This is a genomic window from Micromonospora sp. ALFpr18c (genome assembly GCF_008868155.1).
Taxonomy (GTDB): Bacteria; Actinomycetota; Actinomycetes; order Mycobacteriales; family Micromonosporaceae; genus Micromonospora.
The window spans coordinates 1-21,789 of record NZ_WBKR01000107.1; the positions used below are offsets into that span (position 1 = coordinate 1).

The 21,789-nt window shown below is 70.0% G+C and carries 19 protein-coding genes and 2 pseudogenes; 14 read left to right on the forward strand and 7 right to left on the reverse strand.

The annotated features are described in order from the left end of the window. The 5 genes and pseudogenes from F8271_RS19025 to F8271_RS19045 all read left to right on the forward strand — a co-directional run. A partial coding sequence (locus F8271_RS19025) for an IS256 family transposase (protein WP_151491113.1) occupies positions 1 to 1,051 on the forward strand: 1,051 nt, incomplete at its 5' end. Between the two features lie 43 nt (positions 1,052 to 1,094). Further along, a pseudogene (locus F8271_RS19030) lies at positions 1,095 to 1,475 on the forward strand (IS30 family transposase); the annotation flags it as partial. After that, positions 1,456 to 1,776, forward strand: coding sequence for an integrase core domain-containing protein (locus F8271_RS19035; RefSeq protein ID WP_192580359.1), 321 nt, complete (start codon positions 1,456 to 1,458; stop codon positions 1,774 to 1,776). The pseudogene F8271_RS19030 and the gene F8271_RS19035, both read left to right, overlap by 20 nt. A 189-nt stretch (positions 1,777 to 1,965) precedes the next feature. Next, positions 1,966 to 3,087 (forward strand): hypothetical protein, encoded by a 1,122-nt coding sequence (locus F8271_RS19040; RefSeq protein ID WP_151491115.1) that lies wholly within the window; start codon positions 1,966 to 1,968, stop codon positions 3,085 to 3,087. Between the two features lie 47 nt (positions 3,088 to 3,134). Beyond that, positions 3,135 to 3,341: pseudogene (locus tag F8271_RS19045) on the forward strand (hypothetical protein); the annotation flags it as partial. Positions 3,342 to 3,786: 445 nt separating this feature from the next. Here the strand turns inward: F8271_RS19045 and F8271_RS19055 are convergent. From F8271_RS19055 to def, 3 genes are all read right to left on the reverse strand, one after another. Beyond that, positions 3,787 to 4,983 carry a hypothetical protein gene (locus F8271_RS19055; protein ID WP_151491116.1) on the reverse strand — a complete coding sequence of 399 codons (1,197 nt, stop codon included), beginning with the start codon at positions 4,981 to 4,983 and terminating at the stop codon, positions 3,787 to 3,789. A 114-nt stretch (positions 4,984 to 5,097) separates the two neighbouring features. Beyond that, positions 5,098 to 5,700 (reverse strand): DUF998 domain-containing protein, encoded by a 603-nt coding sequence (locus tag F8271_RS19060; protein WP_192580360.1) that lies wholly within the window; start codon positions 5,698 to 5,700, stop codon positions 5,098 to 5,100. 28 nt (positions 5,701 to 5,728) lie between these two features. Further along, the gene (gene def / locus F8271_RS19065; RefSeq protein ID WP_151491118.1) at positions 5,729 to 6,274 is read right to left on the reverse strand and encodes a peptide deformylase; all 546 of its coding nucleotides are present in this window, start codon (positions 6,272 to 6,274) and stop codon (positions 5,729 to 5,731) included. Positions 6,275 to 6,415: 141 nt separating this feature from the next. Between def and F8271_RS19070 the strand changes: the two genes are divergently transcribed. The 4 genes from F8271_RS19070 (at position 6,416) to F8271_RS19085 (ending at position 10,733) form a co-directional block, all read left to right on the forward strand. Then, positions 6,416 to 7,003 (forward strand): sigma-70 family RNA polymerase sigma factor, encoded by a 588-nt coding sequence (locus F8271_RS19070; RefSeq protein ID WP_151491119.1) that lies wholly within the window; start codon positions 6,416 to 6,418, stop codon positions 7,001 to 7,003. 115 nt (positions 7,004 to 7,118) lie between these two features. Next, positions 7,119 to 8,249 carry an N-acetylmuramoyl-L-alanine amidase gene (locus F8271_RS19075; protein WP_151491120.1) on the forward strand — a complete coding sequence of 377 codons (1,131 nt, stop codon included), beginning with the start codon at positions 7,119 to 7,121 and terminating at the stop codon, positions 8,247 to 8,249. Between the two features lie 88 nt (positions 8,250 to 8,337). Beyond that, positions 8,338 to 9,912, forward strand: coding sequence for an FMN-binding glutamate synthase family protein (locus F8271_RS19080; RefSeq protein WP_151491121.1), 1,575 nt, complete (start codon positions 8,338 to 8,340; stop codon positions 9,910 to 9,912). 260 nt (positions 9,913 to 10,172) lie between these two features. Beyond that, positions 10,173 to 10,733, forward strand: a complete 561-nt coding sequence (locus F8271_RS19085; RefSeq protein WP_151491122.1) for a GNAT family N-acetyltransferase — start codon at positions 10,173 to 10,175, stop codon at positions 10,731 to 10,733. Here the strand turns inward: F8271_RS19085 and F8271_RS19090 are convergent. Continuing rightward, entirely contained in the window at positions 10,654 to 11,691 is a 1,038-nt protein-coding gene (locus tag F8271_RS19090; RefSeq protein ID WP_151491123.1) for a YafY family protein, read from the reverse strand. The two genes, F8271_RS19085 and F8271_RS19090, sit on opposite strands and share 80 nt — an antisense overlap. 94 nt (positions 11,692 to 11,785) lie before the next feature. On the opposite strand from F8271_RS19090, the gene F8271_RS19095 reads away from it, so the two are divergent. The 3 genes from F8271_RS19095 (at position 11,786) to F8271_RS19105 (ending at position 13,950) form a co-directional block, all read left to right on the forward strand. Further along, positions 11,786 to 12,223 (forward strand): VOC family protein, encoded by a 438-nt coding sequence (locus F8271_RS19095; protein ID WP_151491131.1) that lies wholly within the window; start codon positions 11,786 to 11,788, stop codon positions 12,221 to 12,223. A gap of 67 nt (positions 12,224 to 12,290) precedes the next feature. Next, a complete protein-coding gene (gene dinB / locus F8271_RS19100) occupies positions 12,291 to 13,478 on the forward strand; it encodes a DNA polymerase IV (RefSeq protein WP_151491124.1) in 1,188 nt (395 codons plus the stop codon). A gap of 106 nt (positions 13,479 to 13,584) precedes the next feature. Beyond that, entirely contained in the window at positions 13,585 to 13,950 is a 366-nt protein-coding gene (locus F8271_RS19105) for a hypothetical protein (protein WP_151491125.1), read from the forward strand. A 68-nt stretch (positions 13,951 to 14,018) separates the two neighbouring features. On the opposite strand, the gene htpG is transcribed toward F8271_RS19105, so the two are convergent. Continuing rightward, on the reverse strand, positions 14,019 to 15,935 hold the full coding sequence (gene htpG / locus F8271_RS19110) for a molecular chaperone HtpG (protein ID WP_151491126.1): 1,917 nt from the start codon (positions 15,933 to 15,935) through the stop codon (positions 14,019 to 14,021). A 160-nt stretch (positions 15,936 to 16,095) separates the two neighbouring features. Between htpG and F8271_RS19115 the strand changes: the two genes are divergently transcribed. After that, positions 16,096 to 16,794: an SDR family oxidoreductase gene (locus tag F8271_RS19115; RefSeq protein WP_151491127.1), complete on the forward strand. Its 699-nt coding sequence runs from the start codon at positions 16,096 to 16,098 to the stop codon at positions 16,792 to 16,794. A gap of 106 nt (positions 16,795 to 16,900) precedes the next feature. Here F8271_RS19115 and F8271_RS19120 read toward each other — a convergent pair whose 3' ends face one another. Together F8271_RS19120 and F8271_RS19125 are read right to left on the reverse strand one after the other, a co-directional pair. Then, a complete protein-coding gene (locus F8271_RS19120; protein WP_151491128.1) occupies positions 16,901 to 17,407 on the reverse strand; it encodes a hypothetical protein in 507 nt (168 codons plus the stop codon). Between the two features lie 136 nt (positions 17,408 to 17,543). Then, positions 17,544 to 19,301, reverse strand: a complete 1,758-nt coding sequence (locus F8271_RS19125; RefSeq protein ID WP_151491129.1) for a M28 family peptidase — start codon at positions 19,299 to 19,301, stop codon at positions 17,544 to 17,546. Between the two features lie 204 nt (positions 19,302 to 19,505). Here F8271_RS19125 and F8271_RS19130 point away from each other — a divergent pair. Beyond that, a partial coding sequence (locus tag F8271_RS19130) for an ATP-binding protein (protein ID WP_151491130.1) occupies positions 19,506 to 21,789 on the forward strand: 2,284 nt, incomplete at its 3' end.

Genomic DNA, 21,789 nt, shown 5'->3' on the forward strand with positions numbered 1-21,789 from the left:
GGTGCCCCGGGATCGGGCGGGCACGTTCACTCCGATGCTGCTGCCGAAGAATGCCCGCCGCCTCGGTGGCCTCTCGGATGTGGTCATCAGTTTGTATGCCGGTGGGATGACCGTGCGGGACATCGCGCATCACCTGCACCGCGTCTACGGCACCGAGGTCGGCCCGGACACCATCTCCACCATCACCGACGAGGTCCTCGACGAGGTCAAGACCTGGCAGCAGCGGCCCTTGGACGAGGTTTACCCGATCGTCTACGTCGACTGCCTGATGGTGAAGGTCCGCGACGGCGGCACGGTGCGCAACAAGGCCTGCTACCTCGTCGTCGGTGTCGGCACCGATGGGGTCAAGCACGTCCTGGGTATCTGGGTGGCGCAGAGCGAGGGCGCGAAGTTCTGGATGCAGGTCTGCACCGAACTGCGTAACCGGGGCGTGCGTGACGTGCTCATCGCCTGCTGCGACGGGCTCACCGGCCTGCCCGAGGCGATCGAGGCCGTCTGGCCACACACCACCGTGCAGACCTGCGTGGTGCACCTGATCAGGGCAGCCATGAAATTCGTGTCCTACACCGACCGCCGCGCGATGGCCGCCGCGCTCAAGGACATCTACACCGCCCCGACCGCCGACGCCGCGGAAACCGCGCTGCTCGCCTTCGCCGACAGTCCGCTCGGGAAGCGCTACCCAGCCGCAGTCGCGGTCTGGGAGAGGGCGTGGGACCGGTTCACCCCGTTCCTCGCGTTCCCGCCCGAGGTCCGCCGGATCATCTACACCACCAACGCCATCGAAAGCTTCAACTACCAGATCCGCAAAGTGATCAAGAATCGTGGGCACTTCCCCACCGACGACGCCGTGGTCAAGCTGATCTGGCTGGCCATCGCCGACATCGAAGACAAACGCGCCCGCCAACGCGCCGCCGAAGCCGGCAAACCCCGCACCCAAACCCGGCAAGCACCACCGCGCCTCGTCGAAGGCGCCGGCGTCCACGGCTGGAAGCAGGCCCTCAACGCCTTGGACATCTTCTTCCCAGGCCGCATCCCCATCGATGTCCGATAGTTAGACAGGATAGGGCGTTACACAGAAATTCGGACAGGCTCGCTACGGCGCCATCGCGATGAACACCGCGCTGACAGCATCGATGACGAAGCTGCCCCAGCAACTGCGCAAGACCCTCACCTGGGATCGTGGGAAGGAACTCTCCGGTCATGCGCAATTCGCCCTCGATACCGGCACGAAGGTGTTCTTCGCCGATCCGCACTCGCCCTGGCAGCGGCCGACGAACGAGAACACCAACGGGCTGCTGCGTCAGTACTTCCCGAAGGGCACCGACCTGTCGAGGTGGTCCGATGAGGACCTCGAAGCCGTCGCCCTCGCGGTCAACAACCGGCCCCGCAAGAGCCTTGGCTGGAAGACCCCGGCCGAGGTCTTCGCCGAACAGCTAAGCTCGCTGGAACAGCCCGGTGTTGCAACAACCGATTGAACTCGCCCAGTACACCTCCACCGACTACGCCAAAGCCTGCAAGCGTCTCGGCGTCCCGCAGTCGATGGGTCGGGTCGGCTGCGCCCTGGACAACGCCGCCGCCGAGGCGTTCAACTCCACCATCAAGGTCGAGTACATCCACCGGCAGCGCTTCCGGACCCGAGCCGAGGCCCGCATCAAGATCGCCACCTGGATCGTCGGCTTCTACAACGTCCGCCGACGCCACAGCGCCTGCGACGGCATGTCACCGGTCGACTACGAACACTTCATCGCCGAAGCCCGCCGGGCCCAGGCAGCTTAAACAACCCTCCACACTTCCAGGGGATTGACAGTGTGTGAGCCATCCGTCACAACCGGCAGTGATCGTGCCGTCGTCCACCGAACGAACACAGGCCGAGATGATCGCGACAGGAGTGAACACGACAGCCCTTCATTCCGTTGTGATGGTGAGGGCCCAGCACAGAGTAGACCACCCGATGGGAGATTGCGCGTGCCAGAAGAACGTTTTCAGCAAGTAGAGTCCAGATTTCATCAAGTAGAGGACAGATTTTATCTAGAGGTAACAGACTATCTCAAAAGGATACAACTGATGGGGAGGATGCTTCGAGAAACACCCGAAGTGACTGAAATGCCGAGGTATCAGTTTTGGGTAAGACGTCATAAAGACCTGCAGAGTATCGCCGAGCTCCGCCGGGATGAGCTTGATGCCCATCCATTAAAAGGAGCTAGAATTCTGCGCGACGAAGCCGAAAACAGGCGTGCATATGCGGTGCTGAGCGGTCGAAGGCAACGTTTGGAACAGCAATTGGAAGGCATTTCAGAGGCTAATGACCAGATGGCCGCAGAAGCCTCTGGTCTGGCCGCGAGGCGGGCAGGCCTAGAGAGGGCGGGTGGCGTTATGCAACTACTTCGCCGCGCCGAGGCGAAGAGGCTTGATTCAGAGGAAGCAGATCTTCGCAGCCGGCAGAGCGATCTCTTTAGAGAGCTTCGTCAATGCCGCGACGAGGCAGAGGAATGCACGGGTGATATCCTAATAAATCGAACTGAGGCAGACGAGCTATCGAGGCGACGCCGTGAGTTTGACAGAAGGTTTCTAAGCCTGGGTCTCTGGCCCAGTTATGACATCACTTCAACCTTGATGAAATTCAAGCAGGCGCACTTTGATTTCATGATGCCCAATGGATTTTCCCGCGACTGGAATGACTGCAGGGAAGCCCTCGTGCAACCCTATTACAATAATCACGATACCGTTGGGCGCGACGGCCAATCCACTGTCCGCATACTCGACGAATTGCTTTCGCGAGATGCGCTGCCGAACGGAGTTCCAGCGTATGCCCTCGCGCGGCCCCCGTCGTACGATTCCCTTTCACACACCTCCGGAACTCTCCGAACGACCGGCCAGATGACTACCCTGAGCGGGCAGCCATCGACCTCTCAAATTTCTCCTCCGCAAAGGAATACCCGCCCGGACCTTTCGCTGGCCGCGGCGGTGGCCACCTCTCGCCAACATGGCTCAGCCCAGTCGGGTACTCAAGCCTCCTGGCAACTCGCACCTCCTCCCGCCTATTCGGAACAACAACTACGTTCCCGGCCCCAGCGTCGAGGACAATGAGGTGATCTCAGCAAGGAATGGCGCCTAATTTGGTACGACACGGGCAAATGCCTGCGTATCGGACAGTGAGCCTTTTTCATCCGGAACCGAGGCGACGGGCTCGGCAGTACCTGTCCGGGCTGGTCGCCGGCCTCGATCGCAAGAACGGCTGGACCCTCGCCGAGCAGGCCGGTGACCTGTCACCGGACGGAATGCAGCGGCTGCTGCGGTGGGCCGACTGGGACATTGACGCCGTCCGCGACGAGGTCCGGGATGGCACGGCCTGGCCGATCCTCGCGGCGCGGCCGGTGGCGCGCTTCATCAGGGAGGCGCACGAGTCCGGCCGGGCCGAGGTCTTGGGATCTAGCGGTCCTCGCAACGCCCAGATCTTCTGGGAGTTGCGCGGACCGTGTCCGTTTCCGCTGAGCTCAAGGCAAAGTTCTTCGAGATCTTTGATCGCGATGGCAGTGTCGCCGCTGCTGCTCGCGAAGCCGGTAACAACCAGAACACCGCGTACGGGTGGGCTCGTCGAGCAGGGCGCCGCTCAATACCCACGTCGCGGCGTCATCCCCGCAGGGATGAGGCGCTGGATCAATGTCGCCAGGTCATGTCGGCGATGCTAGACAAACCTCCCGGCTCCGGCCAGCGCTTTCGGCGTGGCGGACGACGCGACGCGGGGCGGGGGCCGACCGGCCCCCGCCCCGCTGGTGCTGCCGCGTGTCAGCGCCGGTTCGGGTCGACCGGCGGGATGACCGTGGTGGCCTCGCTGTCGTCGCTGGCGCGCTGGCCGGGCACCGCGCCACCGGCACCGGTGCCCACCACCTGCGTCGTGTCGGAGTCTCCACCGCCCCGGGTGACGAACTGGGTCGTGTCGGCGTCCCCACCCCCCGGGGCGACGACCTGCGTCGTGTCGGAGTCCCCACGGCCACGGCTGACGAACTGGGTCGTGTCGGCGTCCGGGTTGCTTCCGCTGACGACCTGGGTGGCGTCCGGGTCGCCCGATGCACCCGCCACCGGGGCCGCGTCCAGGTCGGCCGGTCGGGTCACGATCTGGGTGGCCTCCGGATCGGACGGCCGGGTGACGATCTGGGTGGCCTCCGGGTCGGTGGCGGTCGCGGGCGGCCTGGGCAGCCCCGCGTCCGACCCGGTGGTGGCGGCCGACGCGCGGGCCAGGTCAGCCTCGGCCGACGCGCGGGCCAGCTCGGCCTCGGCGTCGCGGCGGCTGGCCCGGTACGCCTGGGCGTGCGCCGCGATCAGCTGCGACTCCTGCTCGGCGCGGGTCAGCCACGCGTCCCAGCGATTCTGCATCGGACGGATCAGGCCACCGCCGACACCGACGACGAGGATGCCGCCGATCGTGGCCAGCACGGCGATCAGCACGGGAGTGGTGACCGCGGTGGCCACGCCGATCTGGTTCAGCGCGGCGATGACGCCGAGGCCGAGGATGAACACCGAGGCGATGTTGGCCAGCACCCGGCCGTACGACAGCCCACCGAGCGCGCCGCCGATGATGTCCTTGACCGCGTTGGCGATGGCGGCGGCCACCACGACGATGACGATGGCGACGAAGGCACGGGGCAGCCACGAGATCACCGCGCCGAGCAGGTCGGAGATCGGATTCGGTCCCCAGATTCCGAAGGCGAGCTGAAGGGTGAACAGCAGCACCGCGTAGTAGACGAGCTTCGCGACGATGTCGCTGGCGTCGTACCGGGATCGGCTCAACGCGCGGCGGACGCCGCCGCGCTCGACGGCGCGGTCGAAGCCGACCCGCTCCAGGACCTTCTCCACGATCTTCAACACGGCCTTGGCGATCAGCCAACCGGCCACCAGGATCGCCACGAAGGCGACGGCCTTGGGCAGGAAGAGCATCACCGAACGGAGGGCGTCACCCACCGCGTCGCTGACGTTGTCACTCATATGGTCATTCCTCTACGGGGCAGCCGAGACGGTCGGGACCGACCTACCCGCACCGGCTCGCGGGGAAACGCCCACCGGCCCGGATCGACCCGCCCGGCGGCGCTCCCCGTGCCATCACCTGACCGCGTCGGCACCGGCCGCGGCCGGACGCCGTCTCGACGTCGCGAACAGGCTCACCGCCACGATGAGGGGCCAGGTCGCCTGTGCGCCCGCCGCGATCCGTTCGGCGAGCCCCACCAGGTTGCCGCTCTGCAACGCGGCCCCGAACCACGCGACGAGGGCGAGTAACGTCAGCCCGGCAATGATCGTGAACGGTCGTCGTACGGTCCACGGCGCGTCCGGGGAGCCGCCCACCGCGAAGAACGGCCAGGCGGCCAACGCGATGAAGGCGACGCCCGCGGACACCCCGTGAGCTGTCGGGTCCGCCGGCAGCGGAAACACGGCGACCATGATGGTCCCGACGCCACCGATGGCGAGCAGCAGTCGTCCGACCCGCGCGACCTCGGTCAGGCCGAATGCCGTGCACAGGTAGGCGAGCCCGGTGCCGACGAGCGCGGTGGTCATCACGCCCCGGTCACGGGCGTCCAGCGCGGCCAGCTGACTGATCGTGTCGTGCAGGGGGTCGAAGCCGGGGGGCTGCAGCGACTCGGCGACGGTCCAGCCGCCGATGAGCAGGATCGGCGCCGCCGCGGCGGAGATGAGCGCAACTGGTCGCAACAGGTGCTCCGAGAGTTCAGACGGACGATCAGTGTGGGCTGACTTTGACAACCGGCTCCCGGCCGTCGACCTGGTCGAACCAGGACGCCGCACGCAGCGTCTCGATGATTCGTTGCTGCCGTTCGGCGTCCTGGCGGTCGAGGAAGAGCACACCGTCGAGGTGGTCGGTCTCATGCTGGATGCACCGCGAGAGCATGCCCGAACCGACGATCTGCACCGGGTCGCCATGGAGGTTGAAGCCGGTGGCAACCACGTTCATCCGCCGCTTCGTGTCGAGGTAGACGCCGGGAATGGAGAGGCAGCCTTCGGGGCCGTCCTGCTCGTCCTCGTCCGGGAAGGTGATCTGCGGGTTGACCAGGTGGTCGAGATCCCCGTCGGAGAGCTTGGGATGGAGGGCGAAGACCCGCAGCCCGACACCGATCTGCGGGGCGGCCAGGCCGGCGCCTCCGCTGTCGCCCAGTGTCTGCTGCAGGTCCTTGACGAGGCGTCGCAGCTCCGCGTCGAACGTCTCGACCGGCGTGGCCGGCTGACGCAGGACGGGATCCCCGACGAGTCTGATCGGAAGAACTGTCACACCCTTTTCATCGCACGATGATCGCGTTCGTTCAACCGAAGGCCGCGATCCTTGCCAACCGCCCGCGCAGGCCGCGACGACGACCTCGTCGCGGATCCGCCGAAGCTGGTCCGGCCGGGCCGACGACGGGGAAAACTCTCCGTGCAGACGCTGTCCAGTTGCGCGCCCTACGCTGCCCGAGTCGGTCCGGTCAGACGATGGGAAGAGATGGTGGTGCGCCCACGACCCGGCGATGACGACGCGCGCATTCGCTTTCAACACCTGGTCTCGACGCAGGGGCCGCCGCTGATGCGATTCGCGCTCACGCTGAGCGGTGGGAACCACTCGCGAGCCGAGGACATCGTCCAGGAGACAATGGTGCGGGCGTGGCGCGGGGTCAGCACTCTTCCGGCCGACGACGTCGACCTGCGCCGCTGGCTGTTCACGGCGGCCCGCCGATCATCGATCGACGAATATCGCCGCCAGCAGGCGCGCCCACTGGCGACCGAGGAACTCGACCCCGACACGGCCGCCACGCACGATGACGTGTCCGCCACGGTTGTCGCGAACGACGCGCTTCGCGACGCCGCACGCCGCCTGAGCGCACATCACCGCGACGTTCTGCACCAGGTGTTCTACCTGCACAGGTCAGTCGACGAGGTGGCCGACGAACTGAGCGTCCCGGTGGGGACCGTCCGCTCCAGGCTGCACTACGCGCTCCGCTCCATCCGGCGCGCCCTCGCCAACTGAGTCGGGCATGGCGGTGACACTAGCGCGCGGGGGAGTCTTGGCAATATTCTCCGGAGTGCGTGCGGCCACTGGAGCTACTTTTCATCCCCCGCCGTCGGCCGCAGGAGGAGATGTGATGCACGTCGACCACTCCGAAGTGGACCGCCGGACACTGCTGCGAGCCGGTCTCGGCGCCGCCACGGTCGCCGTCGTCGGGAGCGAGCTGGCCTTCCCCGCCACGGCACAGGCCGCCCCCGGCACCGACCTGGACTGGATCATCAGCTGCGACGAGTGGGCCGCCCGTCCACCGAAGGACCCGCTGTCGGTCAGCGCCATCCCCACCAACAAGATCATCGTGCACCACATGGCGTTCCCGAACGTCACCGACTACTCCCGTGAGCAGGCGGTCAAGCTGGCCCACGACTGCCAGGACCTGCACATCGACGGCAACGGCTGGTCGGACACCGGCCAGCACTTCACGGTCAGCCGTGGCGGCTACGTGCTGGAGGGCCGCCGGGGCAGCCTGGAACGCCTCGAAGCCGGCGACCGGCAAATGATCTCGGCGCACTGTCCGGGCGAGAACGGTCGGGCCATCGGCATCGAGAACGAGGGCACCTACGTCACCGAGACGCCGCCGAAGGCGCTGACCGACTCGCTGGTCACGCTCTGCGTCGCGATCTGCCGCCAGTACGGGCTGCACGCGCACGACATCTTCGGCCACTGGGACTTCCGTACCACCGACTGCCCGGGCGCCGCCTTCTACCGGGAGTTCCCGGCACTGCGCCGGCGGGTGTACGCCGCCCTCGGCACCAAGCTGGGTGACGTGCCGGCGCGCCGCTGGCCGGACCTGTGGCGCTTCGTCAACTCGCCGTCGGTCCGGGTCGTGCAGCACCTGCTCATCCACCGCGGCTACGCGGTGACGGTCAGTGGCACGTTCGACGCCGCGACCGTCGCGGCCGTGCAGGACTGGCAGGCCCGCAACGGCATCCCGGTGGACGTGGACGCCACGCTCACCACCCCGACCTGGGAGACCCTGGCACCGGAGCTGGACCAGCACGCCACCGGCGCGCCGGTCACCGCGGTGCAGGAGATCCTCGCCACCAAGGGGTACGCGGTCGCCGTCACCGGGGCGTACGACCACGCCACCCGGGCGGCGGTGCAGGACCTCCAGGCCCTGCACGGTCTGCCCCGCGACGGCAAGCTCAGCACGAGCACGTGGTGCGCGATCGTCGGCGGAACGGTCCGCCAGACGTTCAAGCATCGGTGAGTCCGTGGTGGCGGTGCGGGGCGTACCCGCACCGCCACCAGCCAGCTCACCGGTTTGATCCGCCGCATCGGCGGAAAGAGTCCCGGGCATGACATGGGCCCGTCGAGCCGTACCCGCCGTCGCCGCCGCCGTGGCGGCGCTCGCCGCGCGGGACCTCATCCAGCGCGACCACGCGCTGCTGCGCAACTTCCCGGTGCTCGGTCGCGCCCGGTACCTGCTGGAGGCCATCGGGCCGGAACTTCGGCAGTACATCGTGGCCGGCAACAACGAGGAGCGTCCGTTCACCCGCGACCAACGGCGCTGGGTGTACGCGTCGGCGAAGCAGGAGAACAACTACTTCGGCTTCGGCACGGACAACGACATCGAGTACACCGCCGGGTACCCGATCATCAAGCACCGCACCTTCGGCCGGGCCGTGCCGCCGTCGTCACCGACGGCCGGGCACGACGTCCGGCTGCCGTGCGCGAAGGTGCTCGGCGCGGCCCGGGGGCGAGCCCACGCGTTCCGACCGGAGTCGGTGGTCAACGTCTCCGGGATGAGCTTCGGCTCGCTCTCCGGCAACGCCATCACCGCGCTCAACAAGGGGGCGGCGCTCGCCGGCTGCCTGCAGAACACCGGCGAGGGTGGGCTGTCGCCGTACCACCGCAACGGCGGTGAACTGATCTTCCAGCTCGGCACGGCGTACTTCGGCTGCCGCGACGAGCAGGGCCGATTCAGCCTGGACCGACTGAAGGACCTGGTCGCCGACGCCCCCGTGCGGGCGTTGGAGATCAAGCTCAGTCAGGGTGCCAAACCCAGTCTCGGCGGGCTGCTGCCCGGCGCGAAGGTGTCCGCCGAGATCGCCGCGACCCGGGGCATCCCGGCCGGGCAGGACTGCGTCAGCCCGTCGCGGCACGCCGAGTTCTCCGACTGCGACAGCCTGCTCGACTGGGTGGAGTTGCTGGCGGCCGAGACGGGCCTGCCGGTCGGTATCAAGTCGGCGGTCGGCGACCTCGGTTTCTGGCAGGAGCTGGCCACCCTGATGCGCGACACCGGCCGGGGCGTCGACTTCGTGACGGTCGACGGCGGCGAGGGCGGCACCGGCGCCGCACCGCTGATCTTCACCGACTCGGTGTCACTCCCGTTCCAGCAGGGCTTCTCCCGGGTGTACAAGGTCTTCGCCGAGCACGACCTGCACGAGCAGGTGGTCTTCGTCGGCGCCGGCAAGCTGGGCCTGCCGGACAACGCCATCGTGGCGTTCGCGCTCGGCTGCGACATGGTCAACGTTGGTCGGGAGGCGATGCTGTCGATCGGCTGCATCCAAGCACAGAAGTGCCACACCGACACCTGCCCCACCGGGGTCGCGACGCAGAACGCCTGGCTGGCCCGGGGCCTGGACCCGACGCTGAAGTCGGTCCGGGCGGCCAACTACCTGGGCACGCTGCGCCGGGACCTGACGAAGGTCGCCGAGGCGTGCGGCGTCGAACACCCCGGCCTGATCGGCACCGACGCTGTGGAGATCCTGGACGGCCGCACCGGCTCCACCCCACTGCAAGAGGTGTACGGCTACCGGCCGGGATGGGGTCTGCCCTCGCCCGCCGACCAGGCGGAGATCATCCGGCTGATGACCCCGGAGGTGCCCCGGGGCGGCAGCGCGCCACCCTCGGCGACCGCCGTCGGCTGAGGTCACGGCCACGCCGACCACGGGCGCGGCGATGGTGGCGCGGGGTCGTGAGATGCGGGGTCGTGAGATGCGGGGTCGCGCGTCGGCCGCAGGGGCCGGCGCCGTGAGGTCCGCCATGAGCGTGATGCCTGTGAGGCATATTGATGACTCACAGGCATCAGCCATTCCCGCGCGATGTCCGCTGAACGCCGCCCGCCGGGCACAGCGGCATGCGCGTAAAACCCGTGGAGCCGGCGGCACACCACACCTATGGTGGCGCGGTGCTGATCAGACGCGAGACAACCGCCGACGTCGACGCCGTCCGCGCGGTCCATGCCGCCGCCTTCGCCAAGGCCGACGGCGGTACTGGCGTACCCGTCGAGGCCACCGTCGAGGCCACCGTCGAGGCCACCGTCGAGGCCGCACTGGTCGACGCGCTGCGCGCCGACGAGGGCTGGCTGCCCGCGTACTCCCTGGTGGCGACCGATACGGACGGCCAGGTGGTGGGGCACGTGGTGGCCACCCGCGGCCGGGTGGCCGGTGAGCCGGTGGCGTTGGGCCTGGGACCGCTCGGCGTGCTGCCCGGATGGCAGCGGCGCGGGGTCGGCACCGCGTTGATGCACGCGGTGCTCGGCGCGGCCGACGCCCGTGACGAGCCGCTCGTCGTGCTGCTCGGGCACCCCGACTACTACCCGCGCTTCGGGTTCCGGCCCGCCGTCGAGCTGGGCGTCACCCCGCCGCAGCCGTGGGGGCCGCAGTACTTCATGGCCCGGCCGCTGACCGCGTGGCGCGAGTCGATCCGGGGCGAGTTCCGCTACGCCGCGCCGTTCGACGATCTGTGATGCCACCGGCATCCGCGATCAACGCGAGGCGGCGGGCGAGACGGGCGGCGGCCTCGCGCAGCTCCGGAGGCTCCAGCACCTCCACCTCGTAACTCAGGCGGGCGACGTGCGCGGCGAGCCATTCCAGGCTGTCGCCGCCCACGACCAGCACACACCACCCGTCGCGGTCGTTCTCGACACGACCCACCTGGGGCGGCACCACCGCCCGCACCTCGTCGGGTTGGGCGCGAACCCGCACCCGGGCGAGATGCCGGTACGGCGCCTCGGTGACCGACCGCTGCACGAAGGCGACGGGATCGGGATGCTCGCGGGTGCGGAAGCGCCAGCTCGTGGCCTCCGCCGCACGCATCCGGTCCAGGCGGAACGTGCGCCAGTCGTCGCGGTCGACGTCCCAGGCCATCAGATACCAGCGACGACCGGTCGTCACCATCCGGACCGGCTCGACCGTCCGCTCGCGCTCCCCGTCACGTCCGGTGTAGCGGAACCGGACCCGGACGGCGTCACGGCAGGCCCAGGCGAGCATCACCAGCAGCTCCGCGTCGATCTCGACCACCGGGCCGATGAGCGTGTCGGTGGAGCCGTGCACGGCCCGCACCTCGGCGCGCAGTCGTGCCGGCATCACCTGGTCGAGCTTGGCGAGGGCCCGCAGGGCGGCCTCCCCCGCCCCGGCGACCGTGCCCCCGGAGGCCAGCCGGAGCGACACCGCCGTGGCGATCGCCTCCTCGTCGTCGAGGAGCAGGGGCGGCAGCCGGGTGCCCGCGCCGAGCTGATAGCCGCCGCCGACGCCGGACACGGCGTGCACGGGGTAGCCGAGCGCCCGCAGTCGCTGCACGTCACGGCGGACGCAGCGGTCGGTGACCCGCAGCTCGGCGGCGAGTTCGACGGCCGTCCACGACGGCCGCCGCTGCAACAGCGCCAACAACCGCAGCACCCGCTCGGTCGTCGCCTCGACAGTCACGCGCCGATCGTTGCACAGATCGAGGAACGCTCCTGTCCGCTATTCGCGAGAGGCTGGGATCATGACCGACCAGATCAGGAAGCAGGGAGCTGCCATGGCCCGCGACGTGCAGATCACCGTCGACTGTGCCGACCCGGCCGGGTTGGCGCCGTTCTGGGCCGAGGCCCTCGGCTATCAGGTGCAGGGCCCGCCCGGGGACTTCGCGTCGTGGGAGCAGGCACTGAACGCGATGGGCGTGCCGCCCGAGCGCCACAATGACGCCTCGGCGGTGGTCGACCCCGAGGGCTCGAGGCCACGGCTGTTCTTCCAGCGCGTGCCGGAGGGCAAGCGGGTCAAGAACCGCGTCCACCTGGACGTGCGGGCCGCTCCCGGGCTCGCCGGCGAGGAGCGGATGGCGGCGCTCGAGGCGGAGGCCGAACGGCTCGTCTCGCACGGCGCCACCCGGCTCAGCCGCCACGAGCCCGCTCCCCCGCTCGGCGCCGGTCACCTCGTCATGGCCGACCCCGAGGGCAACGAGTTCTGCCTCGACTGAGCCGACGCTCGGCCGCGTTCGCCCAGCTCACTGCCGCGACACCCGGATGCCATGCGAACATGTGTACGTGTCGTCCGGGGCCAGCATCCTGCACGCCGACCTGGACGCCTTCTACGCGTCGGTCGAACAGCGCGACGACCCACGTCTGCGGGGGCGGCCGGTGATCGTCGGCGGCGGGGTGGTGCTCGCCGCCAGTTACGAGGCGAAGGCGCGGGGGGTCCGCAGCGCGATGGGCGGCCAGCAGGCACGCCGGCTGTGCCCGGACGCGATCGTGGTGCCGCCCCGGATGTCGGCGTACACGGCGGCGAGCCGCGCGGTGTTCGAGATCTTCCGACGCACCACCCCGCTGGTCGAAGGGCTCTCCATCGACGAGGCGTTCCTGGACGTGGGTGGTCTGCGTCGGCTGGTCGGGCCACCGGCCGCCATCGCCGACCGGCTGCGTCGGGAGGTCCGCGAGCAGGTCCACCTACCGATCACGGTGGGCGTGGCCCGCACGAAGTTCCTGGCGAAGGTCGCCAGCGGTGTGGCGAAGCCGGACGGGCTGCTGGTGGTCGCCCCCGACGGCGAGCTGGCGTTCCTGCATCCGCTGCCGGTCGAGCGGCTGTGGGGCGTCGGCCCGATCACCGCCGCGAAGCTGCGCGAACGCCGCATCCGTACCGTCGGCGATGTGGCCCGGCTCGGCGAGGCGGCGCTGGTTTCGCTGCTCGGCGCGGGCGCCGGCCGGCACCTGCACGCCCTGGCACACAACCGCGACCCACGGCCGGTGCAGGTGGGCCGCCGGCGCGGTTCGATGGGCGCGCAGCACGCGCTGAGCCGTGACCCGCACGACCCGGCGGAGCTGGACGCGATCCTCGCCGGCCTGGTCGACCGGGTCACCCGACGGATGCGGGCCGCCGGCCGGGCCGGACGCACGGTGGTGCTGCGACTGCGCTTCGGTGACTACACCCGGGCCACCCGCTCACACACCGTGGGCAAGGCGACCACCGACACCGCCCCGGTGCTCGCCGCGGCACGGGCACTGCTGCGCACGGCCCAACCGGAGATCGACCGCCGCGGGGTCACCCTCATCGGCGTCTCGGTGGGCAACCTGGACGACAACCCGGTCCAACCGGAACTTCCCTTCCACCCGGATCCGGGGGCCGAACTGGACGCCGCCGTGGACGCGGTCCGCGACCGGTTCGGATCGGCGGCGCTCACCCGGGCGGTGCTGCTCGGCCGCGACCCGGGTGTCGAGATGCCGCTATTGCCGGACTAAACACCCCGCATCCCTGCGACCAGAGACACATCACAGCAGGTCGGCGGTTTAGCCGGTGGCGCACGGGTGACCCTTGAGGGGAACAGCCTGACGAGGGGGGCCCACGATGTCCGACGACACCAGCAACCGACCGAGCCGTAGCGTCGAGCGTCCGCACGACGTGACCGACCCTCTGCTCTGGCAGCTCGCGGTCGACGTGCTGAGCGCCCACGAGCCGGACGACGAGGGTCACTGCCGCAATCTGCAGTGCGCCGGCCAGGGTTGGCCGTGCGCGGCCCGCACCGGTGCCGAGCAGTCGCTGCGGCTGGCCCGCAGCACGCCCACGTCGGTCGAGCTGACCGTCGAGGAGGACAGCGGCCCGGTCGGCACCGGCTGGCCCGGGGAGGCCGTGGTGCCGGCCCCGCGCTGGGGCTGGAACGCCGGCCCGGCGGCGTCGCAGCGAGGACCGAAGGCATCCGCCTCGGCGGCGTGACGGTGACCCGTGCCCGGCCGGCGGGGCCCGACTGATCGGGCGGCCCGCCGGCCGGAGGCGCACGTCATCTACAGGGTGCGGGCCAGCCGATCGGCGAGCGTCCGGGTGAAGCGGGCCGGGTCGGTCAGCTCGCCACCCTCGGCGAGCACCGCCAGGCCGTACAGCAGCTCGGCGGTCTCGGTCAGGGTCTGGCCCGAATCGCCCTGCTCGTGGGCCTTGCGCAACCCGGCGACCAGCGGGTGCCCGGGGTTGATCTCCAGGATCCGCTTCGTCGACGGGATCTCGTGCCCCATCGCCCGGTACATCTTCTCCAGGGTCGGGGTGAGGTCGTGCGCGTCGCCGACGACGCAGGCCGGTGAGGTGGTCAGCCGCGACGACAGGCGGACCTCGCGGACGCTGTCGGCGAGGGTGGTGCCCAGCCACTGCACCAGCGCGGCGAACTCCTGTCGCTGCTGCTCGCGCTCGGTCTCGGCCTGCTGCTTCTCCTCGTCGGTGTCCAGGTCGACCTCGCCCTTGGCGATCGAGCGCAACGGCCGGCCGTCGTACGTGCCGACCCGCTCGACCCACACCTCGTCGACGGGGTCGGTGAGCAGCAGCACCTCGTGGCCCTTGGCCCGGAACGCCTCCAGGTGCGGGGAGTTCTCGATGGTGGCCCGGGAGTCGCCGGTGGCGTACCAGATGTCGCTCTGGCCGTCCTTCATCCGGGAGACGTAGCCGGCCAGGTCGGTGGGCTCGGCCGGGTCGTTGGTCGACGCCACCGACAGGATCTCCAGCAGGGTGTCCCGGTTGTCCGTGTCGTCGATCAGCCCTTCCTTGACCACGGTGCCGAACTCGGTCCAGAAGGTGCGGTAGCGCTCAGGGTGGTTGGTCTTGAGGTCCTTGACGGTGCTGAGGACCTTGCGGACCAGGCGGCGGCGGACGATCTGGATCTGCCGGTCCTGCTGGAGGATCTCGCGGGAGATGTTCAACGACAGGTCGTGCGCGTCGACCACGCCCTTGACGAAGCGCAGGTAGGTGGGGACCAGCGCCTCGCAGTCGTCCATGATGAACACGCGCTTGACGTAGAGCTGGACGCCGCGGCGGCCCTGCGGTGCGAACATGTCCAGCGGGGCGTGGCTGGGCAGGAACAGCAGCGCCTCGTACTCGAAGGTGCCCTCGCCCTTCATGTGCACGACCTCGAGCGGGTCGGCCCAGTCGTGGCTGACGTGCTTGTAGAACTCGTTGTACTCGGCGGCGTCGACCTCGTCGCGGGGCCGCGCCCAGAGCGCCTTCATCGAGTTGAGGGTCTGCACCTCGCTGGTGGCGGCCTCGCCGTCGGCCCCGGGGCGCTCGACGCGCATCCGGATGGGCCACGCGATGAAGTCGGAGTAGCGCTTGACGATGTCGCGGACGGTCCACTCGGCGGTGTAGTCGTGCAGGTTGTCCTCGGTGTCGGCCGGCTTGAGGTGCAGGGTCACCGACGTGCCCTGCGGCGCGTCGTCGACGGCCTCGATCGAGTACGTGCCCTCGCCGGTGGACTCCCAGCGGGCGCCGCCGGACTCGCCGGCCTTGCGGGTCAGCAGGGTGACCGTGTCGGCGACCATGAACGCGGCGTAGAAGCCGACGCCGAACTGCCCGATCAGGTCCTGCGAGGCGCGGGCGTCGGACGACTCGCGCAGCTGGCGCAGCAGCTCGGCGGTGCCCGACTTGGCGATGGTGCCGATCAGCCGGACCACCTCGTCGCGGGTCATCCCGATGCCGTTGTCCCGGACGGTGAGCGTGCGGGCGTCCCGGTCGACCTCGATGGTGACGTGCAGGTCGTCGGTGTCGGCGACGAGGTCCTTGTCGACCAGGGTGGCCAGCCGCAGCTTGTCCAGCGCGTCGGACGCGTTCGAGATGAGTTCCCGCAGGAAGACGTCCTTGTTCGAGTAGATCGAGTGGACGACGAGTTGGAGGAGCTGACGCGCCTCGGCCTGGAACTCCAACGTCTCGGCCTGGTTGCTCACACCGTCTCCCTTCTGAGCTCGTGCGGAGGTTCGCGCAAAGGATACGAGTCGTCACCGGTCGGGCGGTGACGGCATCCGGGTCGTATTCCCGATCCGGGCGGGTCGGCGTCGTGACCTAGTTGACTTTGCTCAACAGAAGTCAGCCCGATAACCTGGCCGCATGAAGATCGCTGGAAGCACCGCCCTCGTCACCGGCGCGAACCGTGGCTTCGGCCGACGCCTGGCCGCCGAACTCCTCTCCCGGGGCGCCACCGTCTACGCCGGCGCCCGCAACCCCGACACCGTCGACCTGCCCGGCGTGACGCCGGTGCGCCTCGACATCACCGACCCCGCCTCGGTGGCCGCCGCCGCCGCGCTCGCCGGGGACGTCAACCTCCTGATCAACAACGCCGGCATCGAGACCGGGACCAACCTCCTCGACGGCGACCTGGACCTCGTCCGGCTGGAGCTGGAGACCCACTACTTCGGCAACCTGTCGATGATCCGGTCGTTCGCCCCGATCATCGCGGGCAACGGCGGCGGGACGATCCTCAACGTGCTCTCCGTGCTGTCCTGGGTCAACTTCCCCAACGTCGGGGCGTACGGCGCCGCGAAGTCCGCCGAGTGGGCGATGACCAACGCACTGCGCGTCCAGCTCGCCGAGCAGGGCGTCCGGGTCGCCGGCCTGCACGTCGGCTACATGGACACCGACATGGCCGCCGAGGTCACCGCCCCGAAGTCCGACCCGGCGCAGATCGCCCGGATCGGCGTGGACGGCATCGAGGCCGACGCGTACGAGATCGTCACCGACGACATCAGCCGGCAGGTGCAGGCCGGGCTCGCCGGCGGCGTCACCGCGCTCTACCCGCAGCTCCCCTGAGCGGCGACGCCACGGACGTGATCGGGCCGCCGCCGGCTCCCCGGCGGCGGCCCGTCCCCGGGTACGCGGTCAGCGCCCTGCGCGCATCCTGCTCGGCACCCGTCGCTCAGCAGCCACCACAGGTGTAGAAGAGGATGTCCCAGTGACTGCCCTCCCTGGTGTAGAGATTGCCCGAGGGGGCGCGGTACTGGTAGCCGAAGCCGGAGATGTAGCCGACGTAGGTGTAGTTCGCCGAGATGTAGTTCTGGGCGCAGGTGCTCAACGCGATGTCGAGCTTGTAGCCGTTCCAGTGGCTGTACGTGCCTCCGGCGTGCCCGACCTCGGTGCCGGCGGTGATGGTCACCGCGCAGCCGCTGGCCCGCTTGAAGGTGATGATGCCGTCGATGGTGGCCTGCCGTACCCCGTCGAACGAGGTGCAGGTGGCCACGTTGCGGTCGCTGCAGTTGCCGCTCGAGGTCCAGGAGATGCCGGCGGCGCGCAGCTGCGAGGTGGCGCTGGAGTGGCTGATGGCGAAGGCCGGTGCGGCCAGGCCCAGCGTGGCGCCGACCGTGGCGAGGGTGGCCACGACCAGCGTGAGCAGGCGGCGGCGCAGGGTGGATCGGGTGGGTGACATGGCACTCCCGTTTCGCATGAGGGGTGGGATTTTGCGAATCAGGGGCCGGCCTTGAAGGATTTCTACCAGAGATAGACAGACATGACCAGATGTCGGGCGGAGGGGAGGCCCGCCCCCCTCCGCCCGACCGCGACCGTCAGCTCGCCTGCAACGTCACGTCGTCGATCACGAAGCTGGTCTGCAGTGAGGCGTCCTCGGTGCCGGTGAACGTCAGCGTCACCGTCTGCCCCGCGACGCTGGCCACGTTGAAACTGCGCTGGACGTAGCCGGAGGCGGCGTTCAGATTCGAGTACGTCGCCAGCGTGGTCGAACCCACCTGCACGGTGAGCCGGTCGTACGCCGTCGAGGTGGTGGTCTCGGCAGTGTCGACGTGCAGCCAGAACGACAGCGTGTAGCTGGTGCAGCCGGCCGGCACGGTCACCGACTGGGACAGGGTGTCGGTGTGGGTGCTGCCGTACCCGTCGAGCCACGCCTTGTACGACCCGGTCCGGGCCGGCTGGCTGCTGGAGTTGGTGATCACGCCGGAGGACGCGGTCCACGGCGTGCTGCCGCTCTCGAACCCGCCGTTGCCGATCACCTGGCCGCCGGCACAGCCGCCGGTGCCGGTCACGGTCAGCGTGAGGCTGGCGGTGCGGGTGACCGAGCCGGTGCCGGTGACCGTGACGGTGAAGGTGCCGGTCGCCGCGCTGGCCGAGGCGGTCAGGGTGATCGTGGCCGAGCCGCCGGAGGTCACCGAGGACGGGCTGAACGAGACGCTCACCCCGCTGGGCGCGCCGGAGGCGGTGAGGCTGACCGTCTGCGCCGACCCGGCCGTGGTCGCGGTGCCGACCGTGGCGGTGGTGCTGGCGCCCCGGGCGACGCTGCGCGAGGCGGGGTCGACCGAGATTGAGAAGTCGTTGGTCGGGGTGCCGCCGCCCACGGCGAGCTGCCACAGCGCGTACGCGACACCGTCCGCCGAGCGGTTCAGCACGGTGGCGCTGACGTTGGCGGTGGTGTCGCAGGCCCGGTGGTAGCAGGCGTCGTACGCGGCGTTGGCGGTGCCGCCCCACTTGGCCGCCTGGGCGCTGGTCTTGCGGGCGCTGGCACCCGCGGCGTAACCGGAGGTGGGGATGCCGGCCTGCTGGAAGTAGTAGTCGTCGGAGCGGCCCTGCCCCTCGACGTTCTCCTCCGGCTGCAGGCCCAACGAGTCCCAGTACGCCTTCAGCGGCGCCGCCGTGGTCGAGGTGACCCGGTTGATGAAGTAGCCGCCGTTGGTCGAGCCGACCATGTCGAAGTTGTAGTAGCCCTTGATGTAGCCGCGCTGGGTGGAGCTCAGCGAGTTGACGTAGAACCGGGAGCCGTTGAGCCCCTGCTCCTCGTCGGTCCACCAGGCGAACCGGACCTTCTTCGTCATGGTCGGGTTCTGCGCGGCCAGGACCAGCGCGTTCTCCAGGAGGGTGGCCGAGCCGGTGCCGTTGTCGTTGATGCCCGGGCCGGCCGAGACGCCGTCGAGGTGGGCGCCGAACATGACCACCTGGTCGGCCGGGCCGCCGGGCCACTCCGCGATCAGGTTGTTCGAGGGGTACGTGCAGCTGGAGCAGTACTGCTCGGTGACCGTGTAGCCGGCCGACTGGAGCCTGGTCTTGACGTAGGTGAGGGAGGCGGTGTAGCCGGCCGAGCCGGCCCGTCGGTTGCCGCCGTTGCTGGTGGCGATGGAGTTGAACTGGGTCAGGTGCGCCTGGACGTTGGTGACGGAGATGTCCGGCGCTGCCAACGCGGCGGCGGTCGCGGCGATCGGCCGGGCCACCGTCGTCGTGGTCGTGGGTGACGCGGTCACCGGCTGGGCCGCCAGCGTCACCGTCATCCCGGCGAACACGGCGAGCGCGGTTCCCGCGCTCAGCGTTCTGCCTCTCATGGGGGCTCCTCGGGGGTTGGAGAGATAACCGCGACACTGACAGATGTCGATGTCTGTGACATCGGTCGTTCGTCTGGAACCACCGCCGGTTCGACGGTGGGTACCGGCGTCGGCACAGGTGAGTAGAGATGCCAGGATGGGTAGGTAACACCAGCAGGGGTCGTTAGGCCCGGAACGGGGGCTTGCGATGGGGCCGGGTCGAACGTGACGCGCCCCAGCACGGATCTCTTCACCGACGGCGGTGACACCGGCCGGTTGATGGCGGCCCTGGACTGGACCGGCACGCCGCTCGGCCCGGTCGACGGCTGGCCGCAGAGCCTGCGCGCCGCGGTCCGGGTGGTGCTCTCCTCCCGCTACCCGATGCTGCTGCTCTGGGGTGACCACCTCACCCAGCTCTACAACGACGCGTACTCCGCGTTGATCGGCGACAAACACCCGGCCGCGCTCGGCGGCGACGTCCGCGTGACCCTGGCCGAGGGCTGGGACGTCCTCGCCCCGCTCATCGAGCAGGCCATGGCCACCGGCGTCGCCAGCTGGGTGCCCGCCCTGCGGCTGCTGCTCGAACGGGCCGGCTACCGCGAGGAGGCGTACTTCAGCGTCTCGCACGCCCCGGCCCGCGACGACGAGGGCCGTACGGTGGGTGTGCTGACCGTGTGCAGCGAGGTCACCGAGCAGGTGGTCGGCGAGCGGCGGCTGCGGCTGCTGCGCGACCTGTCCGTCAACGGCGACGGACGCACCGTCGACGTGGACGCCACCTGCGCCCGCCTGATCTCCGCGATCGGCGGCCACCCCCTGGATGTGCCGTTCGCCGCGATCTACCTGCGCGACGGTGGGGTCCTGCGGCGCGCCGCCTGCGTCGGCGGCGAACCGGGTCGCACCAGCGTGCCGCAGGCGCTGCCGGAGGCCGTGGACCTGAGCGACCCGGGTCGGGCCGCCCACGCCTGGGGGCTGCCGCACGCCGCTGAGGGCCGACCGACCGAGGTGACCGGTGTCGCCGAGCGACTGACCCTGTCCGGCGGCGCGTGGGACGACCCGGTCCGCACCGCGCTGGCGCTGCCGCTGCCGTCGGGCGACCAGGAGCAGCCGCTCGGCGTCCTGCTCGCCGGGGTCAGCCCCAGCCGGCGGCTCGACGAGGCGTACCGGTCCTTCCACCACCTGCTGGCCCAGCAGGTGTCCGTGGCGTTGCGCAACGCGCAGGAGTACGAGCAGGAGCGGCGCCGGGCCGAGGCGCTCGCCGAACTGGACCGGGTGAAGACCAGCTTCTTCACCAACGTCAGCCACGAGTTCCGTACCCCGCTGACGCTCATGCTCGGCCCGCTCGGCGACGCGCTCACCGACGCCGCCGCGCCGCTCGCACCCGTGCAGCGGGAGCGGGTGGAGACCGCCTGGCGCAACGCCACTCGCCTGTTGACCCTGGTCAACAGCCTGCTGACCTTCTCGAGTCTGGAGGCCGGGCGGGCCTCCAGCGACGCCCGGGTGATTGATCTCGCGGCCCTCACCGCCGAGCTGGCCGGTGTCTTCCGGGCGGCCGTCGAGCGGGCCGGTCTGGTGCTGGAGGTCGACTGCCCGCCGCTGCCGCGTCCCGTCACGGTCGATCCGGTCAACTGGGAACGGATCGTCACCAACCTGCTCTCCAACGCGCTGAAGTACACGTTCATCGGGCGGATCCGGATCGCTCTGGACGCCGACGACGAGGAGGTCCGTCTCACCGTCGCGGACACCGGCATCGGGATCGCCGAGCAGGACCTGCCGAAACTCTTCGAACGGTTCCACCGGGTGCAGGGCACCCGCTCCCGCAGTCATGAGGGCACCGGGATCGGTCTGGCCCTCGTCAACGAACTGGCGCGCCTGGAGGGTGGGGAGGTCCGGGTGGCCAGCCGGGTCGGCGTCGGCACGACCTTCACGGTGGCGCTGCCCTGGTCGACGTCGCGCCGTGCCGCGGTGACCGGCCCGCCGTCGGGCGGGCGGGGTGACGCGGCCCGTGCCGCCGTCGCGGAGGCGATGGGGTGGCTGACCGAGCCGGCCGGCGGTGGGGAGCAGGCCGCCGCGGCGTCCGGGCCGGCCGCCGACGAGCTGGCCGGGGCGGACATCCTGCTGGCCGACGACAACAGCGACATGCGGGCGTACCTGAGTCGGCTGCTCACCGGGCAGGGCTGGCGGGTGCGGGCCGTCACCGACGGCCGGCAGGCCCTCGACGCGATCCGCCGCGACCCACCGGACGTGGTCCTCACCGACGTGATGATGCCGGTGCTCGACGGCTTCGACCTGATCCGCGAACTGCGCGCCGACCCGTCGACCCGGACCCTGCCGGTGCTGGTGCTCTCGGCGCGCGCCGGCGAGGAGGCCAGCGTCGCGGGCCTGAGCCTGGGCGCCGACGACTACCTGGTGAAACCGTTCGCCGCCGCCGAGCTGATCGCCCGGGTGCGGGCCGCCATCCGCCGGGCCCGCGACGTCGGGTCAACCGCCGGGAGCGCCCCGCCGACGCTCG